An 18976-nucleotide genomic window follows, 5' to 3' on the forward strand; every position below is an offset into this window, starting at 1 on the left:
CCATGTCAATTAGAAGTATTTGCCAGCAAGTGCCGGTCATTCCGGTACTGGTCGTTCATGATGTCACGATTGCCCACCCCTTGGCACAGGCATTGGTCAGCGGTGGTTTGCATGTGTTGGAAGTGACTTTGCGTACCCCGGTTGCCTTAGAGGTGATCCGGCGCATGAGTGAGATACCCGGCAGTATCGTCGGCGCGGGTACGGTGTTGACCCCGGCTGATGTGAAAGCGGTGAAAGCGGCAGGTGCCAGTTTTGCGGTGTCGCCCGGTGTCACCGATAGCTTGCTGTCGGCGGCAGAAGATGAAGGTTTGCTGCTATTGCCCGGTGCTGCAACGGTATCCGAGGTGATGAAATTGCTGGAACGTGGCTATGACACCCTGAAGTTTTTCCCGGCTGAAGCAGCGGGTGGGGTGAAAATGTTGAAATCCATCCATGGACCTTTGCCTGATGTGCGTTTCTGCCCAACCGGTGGCATTAGCGTGCAAACCATTCGCGAATACTTGGCATTACCCAATGTATTGTGTGTGGGTGGTTCGTGGTTGACCCCTGAAGATAAAGTCCTCGCCCATGATTGGGCAGGTATTGAGAGCATTGCCCGCTTTAACTGCGAATTGGTTAAAGTGGCCTGAATGTCCACAGTCAGGTATTGAGTCGACTCCTCTACTTTTCTGGACATTGGAGCCGTTAGTGTAGTCTGGTTTAACGGCTCTGGTTAACCCTTCCCTTATGTTGAGTCATTCATAAGGGAAGGGTCTTTTTAACAGTTTCTTTCACGACTCCTCAGTTACCTCCCTCAGCCTAGAGGGGGGGTTTTTTAAGAGAAGTCATCATCTATTATCAGAAAGCTTTTTGGTTTTTACGACCATTTCGCACTGCATCTTGCAGATTAAAGCGAGATAATCCTAAGTCTTCTAATTCGCGATCATTAAAAGAACGTAATGTATTGATGGTTTTGTAAATGCTTACTTCTGTTTTACAAAATGCCCATAAATTAACGATGATGGTTGGAATGCTAAACATGATTATTTCCTCTATTGGGATGTTTTTGATGAGGTCACTTTACTCCCGATGTTGCGCTGCAACAAGTGAGAATAAATCAAGTGTAGGGTTAGTTTTTGTAACCAGGATGCATTCGCCAATAACAACAGAAGTTCCCAGAATCCAATAGGAGAAAGCAAGATGTCTACCCAAAATCCGCGTTTCATCAGACTGCTGACCAAGAATACTTTGGCCTTGGTATTGGCTGGAGGGCGTGGTTCACGCCTGTATGAACTCACCGACCGGAGAGCCAAACCCGCTGTTTACTTTGGCGGCAAATTCCGCATTATCGACTTTCCGTTATCCAATTGCGTCAACTCTGGTATCCGCAAAATTGGGGTGTTGACCCAGTACAAGGCACATTCCCTGATTCGTCATCTGGTGCATGGCTGGTCAAATTTTCGCACTGATTTGGGCGAATTTATGGAAGTATTGCCCGCCTCGCAACGTACTTCCGGCAATCACTGGTATGAAGGCACGGCAGACGCCATTTACCAAAACCTCGACATTGTGGAAGCCTTGAACCTCAAGTATGTGCTGATCCTTTCCGGTGACCACGTGTACAAAATGGACTACGGCGAAATGCTGGCGCAACACGTGGCTAGTAACGCCGATATGACGGTTGCCTGCGTGGGGGTGTCGTTGGAGGATGCCAAAGGCTTCGGCGTTATGACGATTGATGAAAACAAGCGGGTGATAGCATTCGACGAAAAGCCTGCTAATCCGCAACCCATGCCGGGGTCAAGCGACACGGCGCTGGCGTCGATGGGCAATTATATTTTCAACACGGAATTTTTGTTCGAGCAACTGCGGCAGGATGCAGCTAACCCGAATTCCAGCCGGGATTTCGGTAAGGATATTATCCCTTCGATTATTGCCGACCATGCGGTGTATGCACATCTGTTCCTCGACCCGGTGACAGGCGAGCAACCCTACTGGCGTGATGTGGGCACGATTGATGCTTTTTGGGAGGCGAATATGGAACTGGTTTCTGTCGAGCCAGAGCTGAATCTGTATGACGAAACTTGGCCTATTCTGACGTATCACCGCCAGTTACCGTCCGCTAAATTCGTGTTTCAAGATAAAGAGATAGGGCGCGAAGGCAAAGCGTTGGATTCTATCGTATCGGCGGGTTGTATTATTTCTGGGGCAAGCGTGATCAATTCCTTGCTGTTTTCCAATGTGAAGGTGCATTCCTATAGCGAAGTGCGTGATTCGGTCATTTTGCCGGAGGTTAATATTGGTCGTCACTGCCGGATTAGCCGGGCAGTGATTGATCGTGGTTGCCAATTGCCCGACGGGACGGTGATCGGCGAAGACCCGGTGGCTGATAAAGCGCGATTCCGGGTGACAGAAAAGGGAGTTATCTTGGTAACGCCAGAGATGTTGGGGTAGAAAGGATCAGCAAGTGTGAAGTGATGCTAGCGGCAGGTGGGCAAAGCGCCCTCCTGCGGCTTGTTGCTGCTATTGAAGCTGCTTTAGGAGCGGGTAAGTAGCCCGGTAACGTTGATAGGCATCTTCATAGGCTGCTGTTAACGCTGATTGTGGAGCTATGCTCTGTTTAATCAGCGGTGGTGTGCAGACTGCCAGCGGATCGGCATCATTGGCGGCAATCAATGCTAACCTTGCAGCTCCGAAAGCCCCGCCGAAATCCCCATCTGCGGGAATATCCACGGGCAGGTTCAGTACGGTAGCGATCATACGCAGCCAGTAATGCGATTTTGAACCACCCCCGACAGCCGTCAGCCGTTGCAGATTAGTACCAGCGGCATTCAGTGCTCCCAGATTGTCACGAACGGCAAAAGCCACACCTTCCAAGACAGCCTGCGTCAGGTGTTGCCGGGTGTGCTGGTGTTCAAGGCCGATGAATGCCCCTCGAATGGTGGCATCATTATGCGGGGTACGTTCCCCCGACAGGTAAGGCAGGAAGGTGATGCCACTGGGGGCGGTCAGGTGTTCCCCCAACGCAGCGGTCAAGGCCGCAGCGGGAATAGCGGTAATGCCTGCATACCAATTCAAGGCATCGGTTGCGGAGAGGATAACCCCCATCTGATGCCAGGTATCCGGTATGGCATGGCAAAAAGCGTGTACCGCACTGCCAGGATTCGGTAGATACGTGGCATTAGCCGCAAACAGCACCCCGGATGTTCCCAGCGAAACAAAAGCGCTACCCGCTTGTACAACTCCCATGCCGCAAGCCGAGGCCGCATTGTCACCTGCGCCACCGGCGACCAGCGGCGATTGCTGCATCCCCCAACGTTTAGCCAGTACAGTACGCAACGCGCCGCTGTTTTCAGTACCTTCCACCAAACGTGGCATTTGGCTGCGTTGCATACTGCTGGCAGCCAGCAATTCATCCGACCAGCAGCGTCCGGCGACATCGAGCCATGACGTCCCGGATGCATCCGACATATCTGACACCGTTTCGCCGGTTAGCCATAGGCGTACATAATCCTTGGGTAACAGGACTTGCGCTACCTGATCGAAAATAGCGGGTTCGTGGTGCTTCACCCACAGCAATTTGGGGGCAGTAAAGCCCGGAAAAACGATGTTCCCGGACATCTGGCGAAACAACGGGTTGGCATCTAGCGCGGCGGCTTCCACATGACTGCGGGTATCGTTCCACAAGAGGCAGGGGCGCAATACTTGATGATCTTTATCCAGCAGGGTCGCACCGTGCATCTGCCCAGACAATGACAGCCCTCGGACTGCCGCCATTGCAGCGGGAAACTGTTGGGCAAGCGTGTCCAAGGTGGTTTGTGTTGCGCTGATCCAGTCTGCTGGATGTTGTTCCGACCAGCCAGAATGCAAGCGGGTAACGTTTAGCCCTGCATGGGCTGAGCCGATAATGGTTTGTTGCTCATTCATGAGTAACGTTTTTACACCCGATGTGCCGATATCGATACCGATATACATGATGTCCTCTCCTTAAACAGTGGCTGTTGTTAGGCTAAATTAGATTATCGTTATGTAGTTATATACTTAATTTTAAAGAATAAACCCTGAAAGTCTTACTACTAAACTTTTATGCATTATTGGATCAATATAAATCTCAAAATATGAAATAAAGTATCAACATTGTTATATACCGTATCAGTGCGATCAGGTTGTTGGTGATACTCTATTATCTGCATTGAGAGGAATGCTTCTATTTTTCTGCATCAAAATATTACTTTTGATGCCGGATTTTTACAGCCACTGGAGGAGTTGTATGAAATTTACCCGCCTTTTCACCGCTATTAGCGGTGCTATTCTGTTGACGTCAGCCACACTGTCTCACGCAGCCACTGAATTGGTTGTTGCGACCGTCAACAATGGTCACATGGTCGAAATGCAAAAGCTCAGCAAGCATTTCGAGGATGCCAATCCTGACATCAAACTTAAATGGGTCACGCTGGAAGAGGGTGTACTGCGTCAACGTGTTACAACTGACATCGCCACTAAAGGCGGTCAGTTCGACGTTATGACCATTGGTATGTACGAAGCGCCTATCTGGGGTAAAAAAGGCTGGATCAAGGATCTGACATTTGATGATGCCTATGATGTGGGTGACATTCTGCCTGCCATCCGCGATGGTTTGTCTGCTGATGGTAAATTGTATGCCGCACCGTTCTACGGTGAAAGCTCCATGCTGATGTATCGCAAAGATCTGGTGGAAAAAGCTGGCATGGATATGCCTGACAACCCAACATGGGATCACGTTGCTGAAGTTGCCGCTAAAATTACCGATAAAGATAACGGTGTTTACGGTATCTGCCTGCGCGGTAAGCCGGGTTGGGGTGACAATATGGCACTCATCACTACCATGGCGAATACCTTCGGTGGTCAATGGTTCGATATGGACTGGAAGCCGCAACTTGAATCCAAACCTTGGAAAGATGCTGTTGGTTTCTACGTTGACCTGATGAGCAAATACGGCCCGCCGGGTTCTGCTTCCAACAGTTTCAATGAAATCCTCGCGCTGTATAACGAAGGCAAGTGCGGGATGTGGGTCGATGCCACCATCGCGGCATCCTTCATTACTGACCCAGCACAAAGTAAAGTCGCTGACAAAGTAGCTTTCGCACAAGCACCCACCAAGGCGACGCCTAAAGGTGCCAACTGGTTGTGGGCATGGGCGCTAGCCGTGCCTGAGTCTTCCAAGCACTCCGCCGAAGCTCAAAAGTTCATTGAGTGGTCTACTTCCAAGGACTACATCAATCTGGTCGCCAAGGAAGAAGGTTGGAGTAAAGTACCTACCGGTACACGTGCTTCCACTTATGCCAACGCTGATTTCCAGAAGGCAGCAGTCTTTGCAAGTGCAGAGAAAACAGCCATTGACAGTGCTAATCCAAATGATAGCACCTTGCCCAAGTCACCTTACACAGGCGTACAGTTCGCTGCTATTCCTGAGTTCCAGGCTATTGGTATCGCGGTCGGTCAGCAACTGAGTTCTGCGTTGGCAGGCAAAATGTCTGTTGATGATGCATTGAAAGCCTCACAGGTTTCTGCTGAGCGCGAAATGCAACGTTCGGGTTATTTCAAAAAATAGTCTCTCTCCACTGGGAACCCCTCCTCAAGTCCTGTCCTTGAGGAAGGGGTTCATCTGTCCAGACTCAGATACGGAAGCTTGATTATGCGCTCATCTACCCCCGGTCATCGCTGGGTTCCCCGGCTATTAATGACCCCCGCTGTTGCAACCCTGCTGTTATGGATGATAGTGCCGCTCGGCATGACCATCTATTTTTCCCTCATCCGCTATAACTTGATGCAACCTGATCAAACCGGTTTTGTCGGTTTGATGAACTACGAGTTCTTTCTTAGCAACCCTGCATTTACAGACGCCGTTATGAATACACTGCTCTTACTGGGTAGTGTGGTTATTATTACGGTGGTACTCGGGTTAGCACTGGCGCTCTTGATTAATGACCCGTTTCCGGGGCAAGGCTTAGTGCGAATTCTCCTGATTTCCCCGTTTTTTGTGATGCCGACTGTGAATGCATTGTTGTGGAAACACATGATGATGAACCCGATTTACGGGGTATTGGCGCAAATATGGCAATTCTTTGGCCTGACGCCGATTGACTGGCTGACGGATATGCCGCTGGGGTCGATCATCATTATGATTAGTTGGCAATGGTTACCGTTTGCCTGCCTGATTTTTATTACCTCGCTGCAATCCATGGATCGTGAGCAACTTGAGGCTTCGGAACTGGATGGTGCAACCTATTGGCAGCAATTACGCTACCTGTACCTGCCGCACATGGGGCGAGCCATTTCAGTCGTGATTATGATTGAGGTGATTTTCCTGCTGAGTATTTTCGCCGAAATCTTTACGACCACAGGGGGCGGGCCGGGCACGGAGAGTACCAATCTGGCTTTCCTGATCTTTACCGAAGCACTGCTTAACTTTGATGTGGGTGCGGCTTCCGCCGGTGCGCTGTTGGCCATCGTTTTGGCGAACATTGTTGCGATTTTCCTGATCCGCATGATCGGCAAGAATTTGGAGCGATAGACATGAGTAAACCTGTCAGAACCGGCAAATACGATTGGAACATGCGACTGGTGTCACGCACGCTGTTGGCATGGGCAATCACCTTTATTATTTTCTTCCCACTGTTGTTTATGTTTGTGACCGCATTCAAAACGGAACTGCAAGCGATTGCCGTCCCTAGTGTGTGGGTTTTTACACCGACATGGGAGAACTTCGCTCTGGTGCAAGAGCGCAGTGGTTACTTCGACTATGCGTGGAACTCCGTCATCACCAGTGTGGGTTCAACCATCCTGGGGTTGCTCATCGCTGTTCCGGCGGCCTACAGCATGGCGTTTAGCCCGACCAAACGTACCAAGGATATTTTGATGTGGATGCTGTCCACCAAAATGATGCCTGCGGTGGGTGCATTGCTACCCATCTACGTGTTGTGCCAGACATTCGGCCTGTTGGATAACGTCATTTCGTTGATCATTATTTTCACGATGATGAACCTGCCGATTATGGTGTGGATGTTGTATTCCAACTTCAAGGATATTCCGATTGAAATTCTCGAAGCAGCCCGTATGGACGGCGCTAGTTTGAGTGAGGAATTCCGCCATGTCTTGCTGCCACTGGCAATGGGTGGCATGGCATCAACCGGCTTGCTGTGTCTGGTGCTGTCGTGGAATGAGGCATTCTGGGTATTGAACCTGACAGCAGCTAACGCGGGCACATTGGCTTCGTTGGTGGCTTCGTATTCCAGCCCTGAAGGGTTGTTCTGGGCCAAATTGTCGGCCGTTTCTGTGTTGGCCATTGCACCGATCGTGGTGTTTGGTTGGTTCAGTCAGAAACAGTTGGTGCAGGGTCTGACGTTTGGTGCAGTGAAATAGGAGGAAGAGGATGTAGCGAGGCGTTATAAATGGCTGTAGCGAAGCGTTATAAATGTGAAAGCAAGTTATTACATATTTCATAATCTTATTATATATTTCATAATCAAATTTCATAAATATCTAGCGTAATCGAATACCCAGCCCCACTCTGTACAGGCGTCATTGCTGCCTGTGGCTTTCCGATGAACGTGCCCTCAACTGGATGCCGCACATCTGTCGAATTGGGGTACGCTATCACCATCCACGCACCTGCCGGATTATCCTCTTCTCCTTGCATAATGGCATTGCGGACTGTTTTTGATAGTCCACGGAAGACCAACGCTTGGCGGCGCTGACGCTGTGGCGCAGATTTCGCCAATAGCCCGCCGCCTTGCGCCGTCGCAAACTCTGCTGATTCGATTTGTTGGAATGAGCTGGCCTCAGTATCAAATCCAATATTTAGGGGTATCGATTTCCCCATGTACAGATCACCCGCCACATAATTGACGCCTGTACTGAGACCATTGATCTCCAGAGTATATGATTTGAATGTTTTTACATCTCCAGAAATAGCCCACGACGACATTGCAGCAAACCGCCCTGCATTATTAGCAAGAATGGCTCCACTATCGTATACCACTGCACCGGATGGCGGTGTTCCCGCCGCAAATGCATTGGAAAACAGCTTGAGCTTAACAGTCGCTGTAGCAGGTAACGAGTGAGAAAATAGCCCGAACATATCGCATGAAATCGCCGCTGAACCAACTGCAACAGAGCCATAAATAAAAGCTGTCGCATCCACGATAGACGTGATAGTCGCCATCATACCTCGCTGATGATTCAACAGGTTCTCTGAATCCGTTGCCCCCACTGCGCTGGGGCAAAGATTAGTCAGCGCAATTTTTGGACAGTCCGGCGGGATAATCTCAACAGTTGGCATAGATGGGCAAACATATGTCCCTGCATGCGCATCGACAAGCACACCTAATTTCACATCGCTAGCCACAGGAACGCGGCATGTGCCAATTATCCCATCTCCATAGCTTATGTTGTAACGCACATTTGCAGCACTGGGGTAATTAGCCGCGTATGCCCCGGTAATTGTGCCACCAGCATAACTGACACCAGCCTTTACGTTTGATGCAATTGGGTAGTCACATGATGATCCTGCTGATGAGAGCACAACCGAGCCTGTATCCGTCAGCATTGTTATGTTGATAGCCGTCCCATCAATCGCGTAGATATTGCCATCAGCCGGGAATGGATTCGCTGCCGATCCAACGATTGTTTTAACGTATGCCCTGCCATAAACACCTGTGGCACTAACACCATTTGATGCGCTATTAGAGGTGATATTTCCGGATACAATTAATACTGTGTTTTTTGTTGTTCCATAGGATTTTGCTCCAAACGATCCCGCCCCATTGCCACCAATTGCAGCACCGTTGATGTAGCACACATTATCATTGTTTGTCGTGTATGCGCCATGCGCTGCCCCGGCACTACCGCCATAGCAATTTCCGTTGATCGTCAGTCTTCCTCCGGAAGCATATGCGCCGTATTTTGCTGCTGTCGTATTGCTGCCCGTGCAATTGCCGTTGACTGTAGCCGCCTTCCCCGCTGTTGTCGTTAGTGCTGTTGTCGTACCGCCATTAACATGGCAGTTAAGCACTGCTGTGCCAGCTAGCACAAAACCACCACCCGTTCCGTTGATGCTAGCTACAGTAATATCCTGATTGATCGTAACCGTGTAGCCGTTTGAGAAGACGTCATCCCCTACCGCCGGTAGCGTGCCGCTGCTCCAGACAGTTGGATCACTCCATGAGCCTGCCTTGATTGCGTTGATTGTTGCCATTATTTCTATCCTCTCTTATCTATTTGCATATACTGCATACATCTCAATACCACTGACTCCAGCCCCAAGATACGTTGGCTGATTGCCATTGGCAGCCACACCGAGGTTCCTCAATCCAACTGTTGTATAGATGGCTGATGCAGGTGCTATCCCGCTAATCTCGCAGCGGTAGAACCCGCCGTTACACGGTGTGATTGAAGCTGTGACACTCCCGGATGTCCCATGCACTCCACTGCCATCTACCTTCCCTCGCGCCAGATCAAAGTCTGCCCACAGACCCTCAGCACTCCCAGCCGACACATAGGCCAACCGCACATCCCGCCCGGCGCGTTTGAAAAATCCACCGAAGGTGATCGGCGTTGTCGATGCTCCGATATTTTTGAATGCGTAATGCACGTTTGTCGCTGAATCCTCAATCAGTCGATCAGCAGCCCCAGCGTTGGGGATAGGTGTGCCGCCCGTATTCATGCTAAAGGAACAGCCTGTTACTCCAGCCGCATTGCCTGCTGCGTAATTAAATACATCATCAAATACGTTATTACAGTAGCTCGACTCATCACAGACCAGTGTATTATCAACAATTACTTCAACCTCAGACAGAAATCCTCCACCACCTGCACGGATGACCCGCGTAACACTGGCATAACGCTTACCACCCAGCGCAGCAAAATCCAGCAGCACTGGTGAACCGGGCCTTAGATATGACAGGAATGCATTCACACCCATTACAAACCGGTAGCGATAGCGCGTCTCTGCCATTCTGCTAGCCCAGTATTTCAGCTCACGGTATAACTCATCTTCCGGGTTTGCCCCGCTCGGACATGATGAATACGCCAAATTAACCACAACTGCATTATTGGCAGCCAGCGTATTGCTGCTGTATTTGAACAGGTTTCGGTAGGAATCCCCAGTAATTGCCAGCGCTGGCCGATTGTTGTAGCGGTTGGCAAACTCACCTGCCTTCACAAACACTGGGTCTAGCTTTTTAATCAAGCCGAACACTTGCAGCGAGTCACGCACAATATGCCCATCGTGGATCGTTGCAACGGGTATGACAGTTGACAAGCTAAAGGTAGGCTCAGGAACCTCATAACCCGGCGGGATTGTGTCGCAATTGATACCATTGTCCCTCACCGACAATACAGATTGTAATTGTGTCAGCGCAAACGACGAGCCGTTTTCAGCAATATATGCATGACCCACCGCTGCCAGCGCTTTAACAGCATCCAGCGCTGTTGCACCACTACTGGCTGGCCAATGCATAGCAACCGTCGTATTCGCGCAGTTTGCAAACAAGCTATAAAACAAAAGCAAGGGCGCACTTGTTCCAGCATTCGTCCCCAGCGCTGTGACAGCTTGTTGCAACGTGATACGCCCAACACAGGTAAAGTCACACAACACATCGGCCTTCGTCCCTAATGAGAATTGCCCAGTAGCAAATAGACCATTGTCACCCACCGCTTGAGCCACACCATTGATCCACGCAGTAACGCTGGTAATAGCTGCATCATTCACTCGGTAAATATGCGCTGTACCCGATTGCCCCACGTATAACGCGGGGACATTGCACGGCTTGCCTACGGATACCGGATACTGCACGATCGCGTCATTGATATAAAAATCATTCAGGGCGGTATTTTCCAGCCTAAACAACCCGGCGGGCTTAGACTCCAGCTTTAATGATGTGCCCCCCTCATTCGTTGCATTACTGATTAGGCCAAAATGTATAACCATGTATGTTGGGTAAGGCGTGCCACGTACATCTGTCATGCTGATGCGGATTGACTGACCGTAAAAATCGTAATCAATAAACCCCTCGAAACCAGACGGAACCGTGATTTCCGTTACTGCCGTATCACTGCCACCCAGCACATTACTGATCACCGGGATCGTTTCCATCCATGGCAAATAGTCAGCAAAGGCTTGATGCCATTGAGTACTGAAGAAAAATGTTTTTTGCTCACCTGTTTTAATATGCTGCGCTGTCAGCTCTACAAGCCATGCCCGGCAGTGATCATGCACAGGGTTAGTCAGCCATTCACTTTGATTCATGCATAGTCTCCTTCGGTAACAGGTGTATACGTCGCTTTTGCGACCAGACGACGCTGATCATCCACGATGTCGCGCCGCTGCTGAATAGCAAAAGCACTGTATTGATTGCTGTCGCGCCGAGCAGCATTAGCTGTGTTATTCAGTCCGCGTATTTCTTTCAGCAGCTCATCGAGTTTTGATACCAACGCATCACTATTGCCAGATACCGCACCTGCCTGTCGTGATGAGCGCACAATCGAGACCACGTTATCACGCAGGCTGGCAGATTGGCTGGCGCTGAATATCATCTCACTGTTATGGATAACAGCTGCCTGATCCCCTTGCACGTAATCAGACCCGATAGCATATTGAGGGAGTGCATCCATTTCGCTGACCGCTGGCGCTGTTTTTGTGTAGCCAGCCAGTGCAACTGGCACCCCATTCTGCAAAAAGGTGGATAGATCACCGGCCACCCCTGTTCCCGCGCCCATCGCATCGGTTAGCGAAACAATTGCATTGGCGTACTGCATGGCGCCGACATACGCCTCCTGCCCCGCTATCGTCGTTAGGTCAAGTGACTCAATATACGCCCGAAACTCGTCCTTAGTATCAATTAACGCAGTACCGGCATAGCCGATGGATTCGCTCCAGCTTTCCAGCCGTTGGCGTGCTGAGTCAATAATGACTTGGCGGCGCTCTTCGTCGCCGAAGAAGTTTTGCAAGTAGTAGTCATTTGCTGCTACGAGGTTTTGCAGGCCGCCCGCTACATCAGCAAGCCCTGCTGTCGCAGCCAAGGATGCCTCTTTGGTATACCCAAGATTCAGGCCGAGTGTTTGCAGCACAGGAACAACGGCATCGCGCATCGTAAACAAGTCATTAATGCGACTCAAGACCTCTTCAGCACTGCCATTAAAGTTGATCAGACTTTTAAACGACTCGTCAAAGCCGCTGGAAATAATGCGCAGCCTGTCGACAAAGAGCTGATCCAAATCCAATCCAGTGTGTGTGTAATTGGCAAGCTCCGCTTTAATGCGCTCTACCTCGGCAGTCGGCAGGAATTTTACGAGCGCATCATCCACTTGCGTCATCTGCTTGATGAATGCTTGCAGTTTTGCTTCGCCTTCTGACCCCAGGTCATGGGTACCGTGTTCTTGGAAGCCAAATGTTCCCAGCTTGCTTTCTGCATAGAGGTTTCTGCCACCACCTGTGCGCCAGCCATCCGTCGGTGTGCCGCCCGTGAATGCGGCACGCGGGGAATCGTCATCTTCAAACAGTCCGCCCGCAAAGTGACCCGCCAACGCACCAAGCGCCATACCGATAGGGCCTGATGCGCTCATCGCCATTGCAAGTGCATTTCCAGCAGCACCGCCAATGCCCGCGCCGATTTGCTGTTGTTGCGAACCGCCAAGGATCGCGGATGCCGACATAGCCAAGCCTGCGGATGTCGCCGCACCACCCCAGCCACCGGCTTGCATAGATGTCATGCTGCTGCTATACGCTTGCTGCAAGCCGCTCCACGGGCTTTCTTGCCCTGTCATCACACCGGTTAACCCGTCACTGATAGCCTGAGTGATTGGCTCAATCGTGGGGCGTAGCACCAAGTCAGAAAAAGCGGTTTCAAACGTTTGAGCAAGGCTCTCGGCAAGGTCGCCACCATCCGTGACGGCTGACATCAGGCCATCCAGCAAGCCATTGCCAATCTTGTCAGCGGCGGCGCGAATTTGCTTGGTTTTTTCCAACAGCTTTTCGGCCTGCCGAATACTGTCTATTTGCGCGTCGTTATAGCCGTCTTGCGCCAGCGCAATACGCTGCCAAGCATCGGCGGACAGCGATAATTGCCGCGTTTGCTGTTCGGTGTCGTGGAGGATTTTTGCGGTTTCAGCAACCATCTTGCGCTGCACGAGGTCAGCAATTTGTTCCTGGCTAAGGTTTTGCTTTTCCAGCTCACGACTGTATTGCGCTGCCATGCCGTTGCGGGCAGTGAAGGCATCCTGCTCCAGCTTGGCCTTTTCAGTGGCATAATTCGCCGCCTGCTCATCCAGCAGGATAGCATCGGCTAGCGTTTTATTGCCCGACAGTACAATCTGATTGTATTGCAGGGCATTGAGTTGCTGACGGCGATAGGCTTCGCCAGTGAGGGTGACTTCAGCAGTGTGGTCGGTAGCGGACTTGATCAACTGCTTGGCGGCATTGCCCATCTTGTCGTTGATCAGGCCATGCAGTTGGTCGGCAGTGACGCGAGCGCCGTCGAAACTACCGGAGTATTCAACTAGGGTGGTTTCGGTTTTGGCGGCAGTGCTTTCGAGTGTTTCCCAGTACGGCACGCTGGCTGCCACGACCTTTTGCGCGGCTTCGGTGTTGGTGCGGTATAGGTCGGTGTAGGCCGCGACTTTGCGGACGTAGTTCTGGGTTTCTTTGTAGGGTGGCACACCATTGTATTTGCCAACCGCACCGGGGCCTGCATTGTATGCAGCAGCAGCTAATGCCTCACTTCCACCGAACTTTGCCAGCATCTGCTTGAGGTATTGCGCCCCTGCCATGATGTTCTTTTCGGGATCAAAGCGCTCAGCAGGTGTGATACCAAGCCCGCGCCCAGTATCCGGCATGATTTGCATGACACCGCCCGCACCGACCGGGCTAACAGCCCGCGCACGTCGATCAGGGTCTTGCAGATAGCCTGTTTCTTGCTGGGCAATCGCCTTGATGAAGGCAGCGCTCACGCCTGATGCTTGCGATGCCTTTTGAATGAGTGCATCAAAGTCCGAGGTGGTCTTTGCCAGCTTGCCAACGGCTCCCGTCGTCACACCATCACGGGTGGACTCGAAAGTTTTGGAAGCATTGCTGATGGCTGTGTTGTATTGCTCAGCGGCTTTGATGGCCTTGGATGCGGCGCTTTCAGCCGCACTGAAGTCATCAGCGATAACCAACCCGGCATTGCTCAGCTCTAGATTGTACTGATCGACTAGCCCGCCGGTGATGCCAACGGCCTCTTCTGCCAGCTTTTTACGTTCTGCGAGGTAGTTGTTGTATTGGCCTGCGCCGGTGGCGGCCTTGGCTTCAGCTTCCGTTAGGCCATTTAGGCGTTGCGTGTAGTATTCGGCAGCGAGCTTGCCTTGCTCCAATTCAATGCGCTGCTTGGTGAGGGATTCAATGACTGACTTTAGGGCATCGCCGTGCTCGTGGGTAACTTCTATCGATTTTTTGTCAGCGGCTGATTTGGCCTTGGTTGCGCCCGTGCCGTCATCCAGCGCTTTGTTAACGGCCTCTTGGTCGACGCGGTACTTTTTGCCGGACGCGCCCGCGCCGTCAATGCTAGAGCCAAGCTTGGCGAACTGGCGCTCGGCCTTGCCCATTTCAATGGTGCGTTCGCGATTGCCTTCCGATTCGACCATCATGGCGTGAGCATTGGCAAGTGCGTGTTGCGCTGACAGTTTGCTAGTCGTCGCTTGCAATGCCGAGATTTTCGCGGCTGATGCGGATTCGTTGGCGGATGCGCGGATACCATCAGCCATTGCCTTGAATCCGCCCGTAACCGCATCTCCAGCGCCTCTTGCTGAACCTGCCATGCTACGCAGACTCGCCTCGGCGCTTGCAGCCTTTGCCGACAGCCCCTCCATCCCTGGGACATCGGCAACACTAGCCAGCGCACTACTAACCGCTCCAGCCATAGCGGCTAACTTATCAATTACCCAGCCAATAACCTTGCCAGCAATACTGGCGATTGCGCCAAAGCCTTTGCCTGCAAATTCCACCAATGACACAAAGACATTGCTCGCCACAGACTTCACCAACTCAAAGCCAGCAGAACCCGTGTGTACCCATGACATGCCGTAATCAATCAACGCCTGAAATGCAGCAACGGCAAATTGCGGAAGGTAGGTAAAACCGATGCGGAATAACTCCACCAGCTCGCCAACGCCTTGCCCAAGTCCAGAGAGCACCCAGTCAAATGCATCGCCAATCCACGCCCATGCATCGCCCGCAGCCTGAGCCGCCGCCTCTGCTGCCGGGGGCATATTAGCGAACGCCATAGACCATGCGTCACCTATCGCCGCGCCTTCATCAACCGCGACAGCAGCCATTTCCGTTAGCGATGTTGTGGTTGCAGCAATTGCCGATGCCGCCGCTTCACCAAAGGTATTGAATATTGACGCACCCGCCATGCCCATTGCATTGGATACACCCGATAGCGCGGTTTCCAGCAGCATGAGATTGTGGGCGGCTTCGGTCAGCACTTCGTTCTGATCGGCGGTGATGATTGCGCCGGACTCGCGCATGATGGCGTCGATTTCACGCAGCTTGGCGGCGTTGTTGTCCAGCAGTGGCAGGAGTTTGGTTGCGTCGTTACCGAGTGATTCCAGCAAGAACGACTTTTCACCCTGTGACATATCCTTAACTTTGGACATGGCTTCGGCGACTTTGAGGAGCTGCTGATCAGGGGATAAATTGATTAGCTCTTGCGCGGATAGCGAAAGCTCTTTGAAGACATCGGCGGCTTCGCCACCGCCGGTTGCGGCGAACTCACCGATTTTCTCCTGAATGTCTTTGAGCACATCGGCAATTTCGACGCCGTATTGCTTGCCCGCATTGCCCCACACTTGCAGGGCTTCACGCGAGACAAACAGGTACTCGTTCATCTGATTAATTTCGGTATTGAACTTAATCAGGTCGACGGTATTAGCAGCGATGGCATCGACGGTGAATGCCGCTAGCAATGCACCACCGACACCCTTCAGGACACCCATGAAACCTGTGGCTTGAGCGCCCGCACCATTTAGCTGCTGCTCTAGTTGCTCAATGCGGCTCATCGCATCATCAAGCGCCTGAGTGTCGGCGCCAACCTCAATATTGTGATCTGCGCCTGCTTCCGCCGATAACTCCCTTAGCAGGCGCAGCGCATCATCAATGCCAGCCGTATTCGCATCGATATTGAGCATTTGATCAGAGCCAGCGCCAGAGAGCCGCGCCAGTGCATCCAAAGCGCGTTGCACATCGGCATCATTGACATTCAACTTGACAGGGCGAACACTAGAACCCAAAGCATCCAGTTGATTGCGGGCTTGCGACGTATTGGCTGTGATCTTTAAATTAACCTCAAGATTACTCATGCCGCCTCACTCATTAACTGTTGCCGGTCTAATCATCTGACCCTCTCCAATACTCCAAAGCACCAGCGGCAATTTGCCTGATTTGAGGCCATAGCCACCGCGCCTGACGCTTTCGCCCTGACAGTTCCAGCCACTTAAATACCGTTGCAGCATTCAAGCGGTACGGCTTGCCACCCATCGGCGGGTAGTCCCACTGATCAGCAATTTCGGTGAATACCACTAGCGCCTCCCAGTTTTCAGGCCAGACCCAGTAGGCATCAGGCTGCATGGCTGTGGCAGCCTGAATGACCGATTCGGAAATACCGAAAGCCGCAGCGTCATCTGCCGCGTCATCGCTTATGCCGCCACCGGCTCCGGCGCTTGCCCAGAAAGCACCGGCGCCTCGGCGTTTTTTGCTTGCGCCTCCTCCACGACCTTGCCTTCTGCTAATCGCGCCAGTGATTCTGCCAGCGGGTTGGCGTATTCCACCCATTGCAGCAGTGCATCCAACGCGGCGGGCGACCACTCGACTAGCTTGTCGTTCGCATCCAGCAAGCCGTCAACGCTATGCAGGTGCTCACGAATGCGGGTTTTGCTTTCCGCTTCAATGTTGCTGAGGGTGATTTCAAATCCAGCAATATCGGGGGTGTCGCTGGCCAAGCCAGTTTGCGCAACCCGGATGTGGGACAAACTATTTAGGCGCTCTTTCAGTAGGTCTTTGCGGGTCTTGCTATCCGGGCGTTTCCATACCGCAACAAAGCGGGTGATTTCCACGCCGGTGGCATCCAGCACTTTGACGGTATCTCGAATGGTTGGGGTGGCGGCTTTCAAAAACATGGTTTACTCCGTGATGATCGACAGTTTTGAGGTTTGGCGCAGGGTCATTTCAATGCCCAATTCGTCACCGATTTCCACCTCCTTATAATCCGTCACTTGCAATGTCGGGTAACTCAGGATCAGTGCGCGAGCACCATCAACTTGTACTGCCTTAAACTCCAGTGGATATTCCTTGCCGATGTAGTCATCCGGGTTAAACTCGGTGGTGATATTGGGGTGTTTGAACGTGATCGTGATGTCATTGTCGGTAACGGGGGATGGTTGCGCACGCGAACCGCAGGAGAATGCCGTCCAAGTCGGATTGAGCCGGAACAGGTTTTTGATTGACAGCTTGGTCATGCACACTTCGATAGCATTAAGCTTAACCAGGCTAATGCTGGCAGGCATTTGGGTTTCAGCAAGACTACTTAATGCTGTCGTCGCTGCTGCTGTCAAAGCGGTGGCGTTTTCAACCGCCAGCGCGGAGCCGATGAAGTTAAATCCGAAGCGCGGGATTTTGCCAATTTCCCAGTCGAGCGAAACACTGCCCCGCGAACCCGCCATCTTTCGGGCGAGGTGCGCAGCGCTGGCGCGTTTGCGGCGGATGTGCGCAGAGCCAGACTTGGCGGTGGAGGTGTCATCCAGTTCAGTGTATGTCAATCGCGCAGGCACGGCGGGCGGCCCCACCACTGCTGCGGAAAATGTGGCGGGTTTTGCGCCACATGCTTCAAACAGGGGTGCAAGTGCCAGCAAGCCAACTGTAGCAGAGGTTGGCGCAACCGCAGGCCAAGTGAGTGGCACTTTAAAGGAGGCTTCGCTGTGCTTATCACCAATCACTTCTTTACGGACAGCGCCAATGTCACTGCCCCAAACTTCTACCGCGTCTTTTTCAGCAACAACGGGAGTGATAGCTAGGTCCTCGGTCATAATGAAGGACGCAGCAGTGGCATTGACCAGTGTGCCCTCGGTGGCTTCCAACAAAAAGAACAGGGCTTTTTGTTTGTGGATAATGGATTCAGCCATGGGTGTATCTCCTACATCTGGCACGGGTTGTATTGAGTGATCTGTAGACGACTGGTTTCAAACACCAAGTCGTATTGCCAGACACCATTGTCTTCAGTCACGAATTGCTCACTGATAGCCGCAACGGGTTGCCAGTCATCCGGCGTCCAGCCTTGCAGCGTTGCCAGCACCGCATCAATCAGCGGGTACGCACCGGCATGAGTGGCAAGGTTACGCACCAACAGCGTCACGACAATGCGGGTGGTGCGGGTTTGCACGCCGTTGATCATTGGGCTGTAGCGACTGCTGGGGATAACCACGAGTGCCGCGCCAACCGGGTCAATCATGCTGTAATCGGCTGGCCTATCAGGATAAGGCTCGACCGATATACCGAGTGACGCACTAGCAAGGTTGCTGATGACAGCATCTTCCAGCGCTAGCAGCGGGCTACTCATCGTTTAGGCGGCTCCACACGCTAGGGGCTGACACAATCACAGCAACGTTATCCGTGCTCGCCGGTGGCGGGGTTTGAACAGTTCGATTAAAATCTAATTAAATCTACTCTATACTAATCAATATGAATAGATTAGTCCCGATCAGTGAAGCCTCAAAACTCCTTGGTGTGTCAGTTCCCACCCTGCGCCGCTGGGAAGCGGAAGGTCGGTTAATCCCAGAACACACCTCCGGTAACCACCGCCGTTACGATATGTTGAAACTCAAGCCGGAGCTATTCCGTGCCACAGAAGATAGCCGTAAGACGCTTGCCTACGCCCGCGTATCCAGCCACGACCAAAAAGACGATTTGGAACGCCAAAAGCAAGTGCTG

General features: G+C 52.0%; 15 protein-coding genes. 6 read left to right on the forward strand and 9 right to left on the reverse strand.

Annotated elements, in window-relative coordinates:
• Positions 1-2: 2 nt before the first annotated feature.
• Complete coding sequence (locus Q394_RS0103625; protein ID WP_038140356.1) at positions 3-629, forward strand: bifunctional 4-hydroxy-2-oxoglutarate aldolase/2-dehydro-3-deoxy-phosphogluconate aldolase; 627 nt, start codon at positions 3-5, stop codon at positions 627-629.
• Between the two features lie 208 nt (positions 630-837).
• Here Q394_RS0103625 and Q394_RS0103630 read toward each other — a convergent pair whose 3' ends face one another.
• Positions 838-1020 (reverse strand): DUF1127 domain-containing protein, encoded by a 183-nt coding sequence (locus Q394_RS0103630; RefSeq protein WP_028488078.1) that lies wholly within the window; start codon positions 1018-1020, stop codon positions 838-840.
• 159 nt (positions 1021-1179) lie between these two features.
• On the opposite strand from Q394_RS0103630, the gene glgC reads away from it, so the two are divergent.
• Complete coding sequence (glgC, locus tag Q394_RS0103635) at positions 1180-2433, forward strand: glucose-1-phosphate adenylyltransferase (protein WP_028488079.1); 1254 nt, start codon at positions 1180-1182, stop codon at positions 2431-2433.
• Between the two features lie 69 nt (positions 2434-2502).
• Here the strand turns inward: glgC and xylB are convergent, their stop codons facing one another.
• Positions 2503-3954, reverse strand: coding sequence for a xylulokinase (xylB, locus tag Q394_RS0103640; protein ID WP_028488080.1), 1452 nt, complete (start codon positions 3952-3954; stop codon positions 2503-2505).
• A gap of 295 nt (positions 3955-4249) precedes the next feature.
• On the opposite strand from xylB, the gene Q394_RS0103645 reads away from it, so the two are divergent.
• From Q394_RS0103645 to Q394_RS0103655, 3 genes are all read left to right on the forward strand, one after another.
• Positions 4250-5569, forward strand: coding sequence for an ABC transporter substrate-binding protein (locus Q394_RS0103645; RefSeq protein ID WP_028488081.1), 1320 nt, complete (start codon positions 4250-4252; stop codon positions 5567-5569).
• An 84-nt stretch (positions 5570-5653) separates the two neighbouring features.
• Positions 5654-6532: a carbohydrate ABC transporter permease gene (locus Q394_RS0103650; RefSeq protein WP_028488082.1), complete on the forward strand. Its 879-nt coding sequence runs from the start codon at positions 5654-5656 to the stop codon at positions 6530-6532.
• Between the two features lie 2 nt (positions 6533-6534).
• On the forward strand, positions 6535-7380 hold the full coding sequence (locus tag Q394_RS0103655) for a carbohydrate ABC transporter permease (protein WP_084260334.1): 846 nt from the start codon (positions 6535-6537) through the stop codon (positions 7378-7380).
• Positions 7381-7483: 103 nt separating this feature from the next.
• Here Q394_RS0103655 and Q394_RS0103660 read toward each other — a convergent pair whose 3' ends face one another.
• The 7 genes from Q394_RS0103660 to Q394_RS0103690 form a co-directional block, all read right to left on the reverse strand.
• Positions 7484-9214, reverse strand: a complete 1731-nt coding sequence (locus Q394_RS0103660; RefSeq protein ID WP_028488084.1) for a hypothetical protein — start codon at positions 9212-9214, stop codon at positions 7484-7486.
• A 15-nt stretch (positions 9215-9229) separates the two neighbouring features.
• Positions 9230-11266 (reverse strand): phage head spike fiber domain-containing protein, encoded by a 2037-nt coding sequence (locus Q394_RS21270; protein ID WP_028488085.1) that lies wholly within the window; start codon positions 11264-11266, stop codon positions 9230-9232.
• Positions 11263-16353 carry a transglycosylase SLT domain-containing protein gene (locus tag Q394_RS21275; RefSeq protein ID WP_051542725.1) on the reverse strand — a complete coding sequence of 1697 codons (5091 nt, stop codon included), beginning with the start codon at positions 16351-16353 and terminating at the stop codon, positions 11263-11265. Before Q394_RS21275 ends, Q394_RS21270 begins: the two co-directional genes overlap by 4 nt.
• A gap of 28 nt (positions 16354-16381) precedes the next feature.
• Positions 16382-16621 (reverse strand): DUF1799 domain-containing protein, encoded by a 240-nt coding sequence (locus Q394_RS22560; protein WP_028488086.1) that lies wholly within the window; start codon positions 16619-16621, stop codon positions 16382-16384.
• A 68-nt stretch (positions 16622-16689) separates the two neighbouring features.
• Positions 16690-17169 (reverse strand): hypothetical protein, encoded by a 480-nt coding sequence (locus tag Q394_RS22565; protein WP_028488087.1) that lies wholly within the window; start codon positions 17167-17169, stop codon positions 16690-16692.
• 3 nt (positions 17170-17172) lie between these two features.
• Complete coding sequence (locus tag Q394_RS0103685) at positions 17173-18171, reverse strand: phage tail tube protein (RefSeq protein WP_028488088.1); 999 nt, start codon at positions 18169-18171, stop codon at positions 17173-17175.
• A gap of 11 nt (positions 18172-18182) precedes the next feature.
• Positions 18183-18605, reverse strand: coding sequence for a Gp37 family protein (locus tag Q394_RS0103690; RefSeq protein WP_028488089.1), 423 nt, complete (start codon positions 18603-18605; stop codon positions 18183-18185).
• A 122-nt stretch (positions 18606-18727) separates the two neighbouring features.
• Here Q394_RS0103690 and Q394_RS0103695 point away from each other — a divergent pair.
• On the forward strand, positions 18728-18976 hold a 249-nt coding region (locus tag Q394_RS0103695), incomplete at its 3' end, for a MerR family DNA-binding transcriptional regulator (RefSeq protein ID WP_038140361.1).

Origin of the sequence: Thiothrix lacustris DSM 21227, assembly GCF_000621325.1 — a bacterium.
Taxonomy (GTDB): Bacteria; Pseudomonadota; Gammaproteobacteria; order Thiotrichales; family Thiotrichaceae; genus Thiothrix; species Thiothrix lacustris.

What these genes read in the sequence shown, in the direction of transcription:
- Q394_RS0103625 (WP_038140356.1), top strand. Translation starts at nt 3, where the DNA reads ATGTCAATTAGAAGTATTTGCCAGCAAGTGCCGGTCATTCCGGTACTG.
- Q394_RS0103630 (WP_028488078.1), bottom strand. Translation starts at nt 1,020, where the DNA reads ATGTTTAGCATTCCAACCATCATCGTTAATTTATGGGCATTTTGTAAA.
- glgC (WP_028488079.1), top strand. Translation starts at nt 1,180, where the DNA reads ATGTCTACCCAAAATCCGCGTTTCATCAGACTGCTGACCAAGAATACT.
- xylB (WP_028488080.1), bottom strand. Translation starts at nt 3,954, where the DNA reads ATGTATATCGGTATCGATATCGGCACATCGGGTGTAAAAACGTTACTC.
- Q394_RS0103645 (WP_028488081.1), top strand. Translation starts at nt 4,250, where the DNA reads ATGAAATTTACCCGCCTTTTCACCGCTATTAGCGGTGCTATTCTGTTG.
- Q394_RS0103650 (WP_028488082.1), top strand. Translation starts at nt 5,654, where the DNA reads ATGCGCTCATCTACCCCCGGTCATCGCTGGGTTCCCCGGCTATTAATG.
- Q394_RS0103655 (WP_084260334.1), top strand. Translation starts at nt 6,535, where the DNA reads ATGAGTAAACCTGTCAGAACCGGCAAATACGATTGGAACATGCGACTG.
- Q394_RS0103660 (WP_028488084.1), bottom strand. Translation starts at nt 9,214, where the DNA reads ATGGCAACAATCAACGCAATCAAGGCAGGCTCATGGAGTGATCCAACT.
- Q394_RS21270 (WP_028488085.1), bottom strand. Translation starts at nt 11,266, where the DNA reads ATGAATCAAAGTGAATGGCTGACTAACCCTGTGCATGATCACTGCCGG.
- Q394_RS21275 (WP_051542725.1), bottom strand. Translation starts at nt 16,353, where the DNA reads ATGAGTAATCTTGAGGTTAATTTAAAGATCACAGCCAATACGTCGCAA.
- Q394_RS22560 (WP_028488086.1), bottom strand. Translation starts at nt 16,621, where the DNA reads ATGCAGCCTGATGCCTACTGGGTCTGGCCTGAAAACTGGGAGGCGCTA.
- Q394_RS22565 (WP_028488087.1), bottom strand. Translation starts at nt 17,169, where the DNA reads ATGTTTTTGAAAGCCGCCACCCCAACCATTCGAGATACCGTCAAAGTG.
- Q394_RS0103685 (WP_028488088.1), bottom strand. Translation starts at nt 18,171, where the DNA reads ATGGCTGAATCCATTATCCACAAACAAAAAGCCCTGTTCTTTTTGTTG.
- Q394_RS0103690 (WP_028488089.1), bottom strand. Translation starts at nt 18,605, where the DNA reads ATGAGTAGCCCGCTGCTAGCGCTGGAAGATGCTGTCATCAGCAACCTT.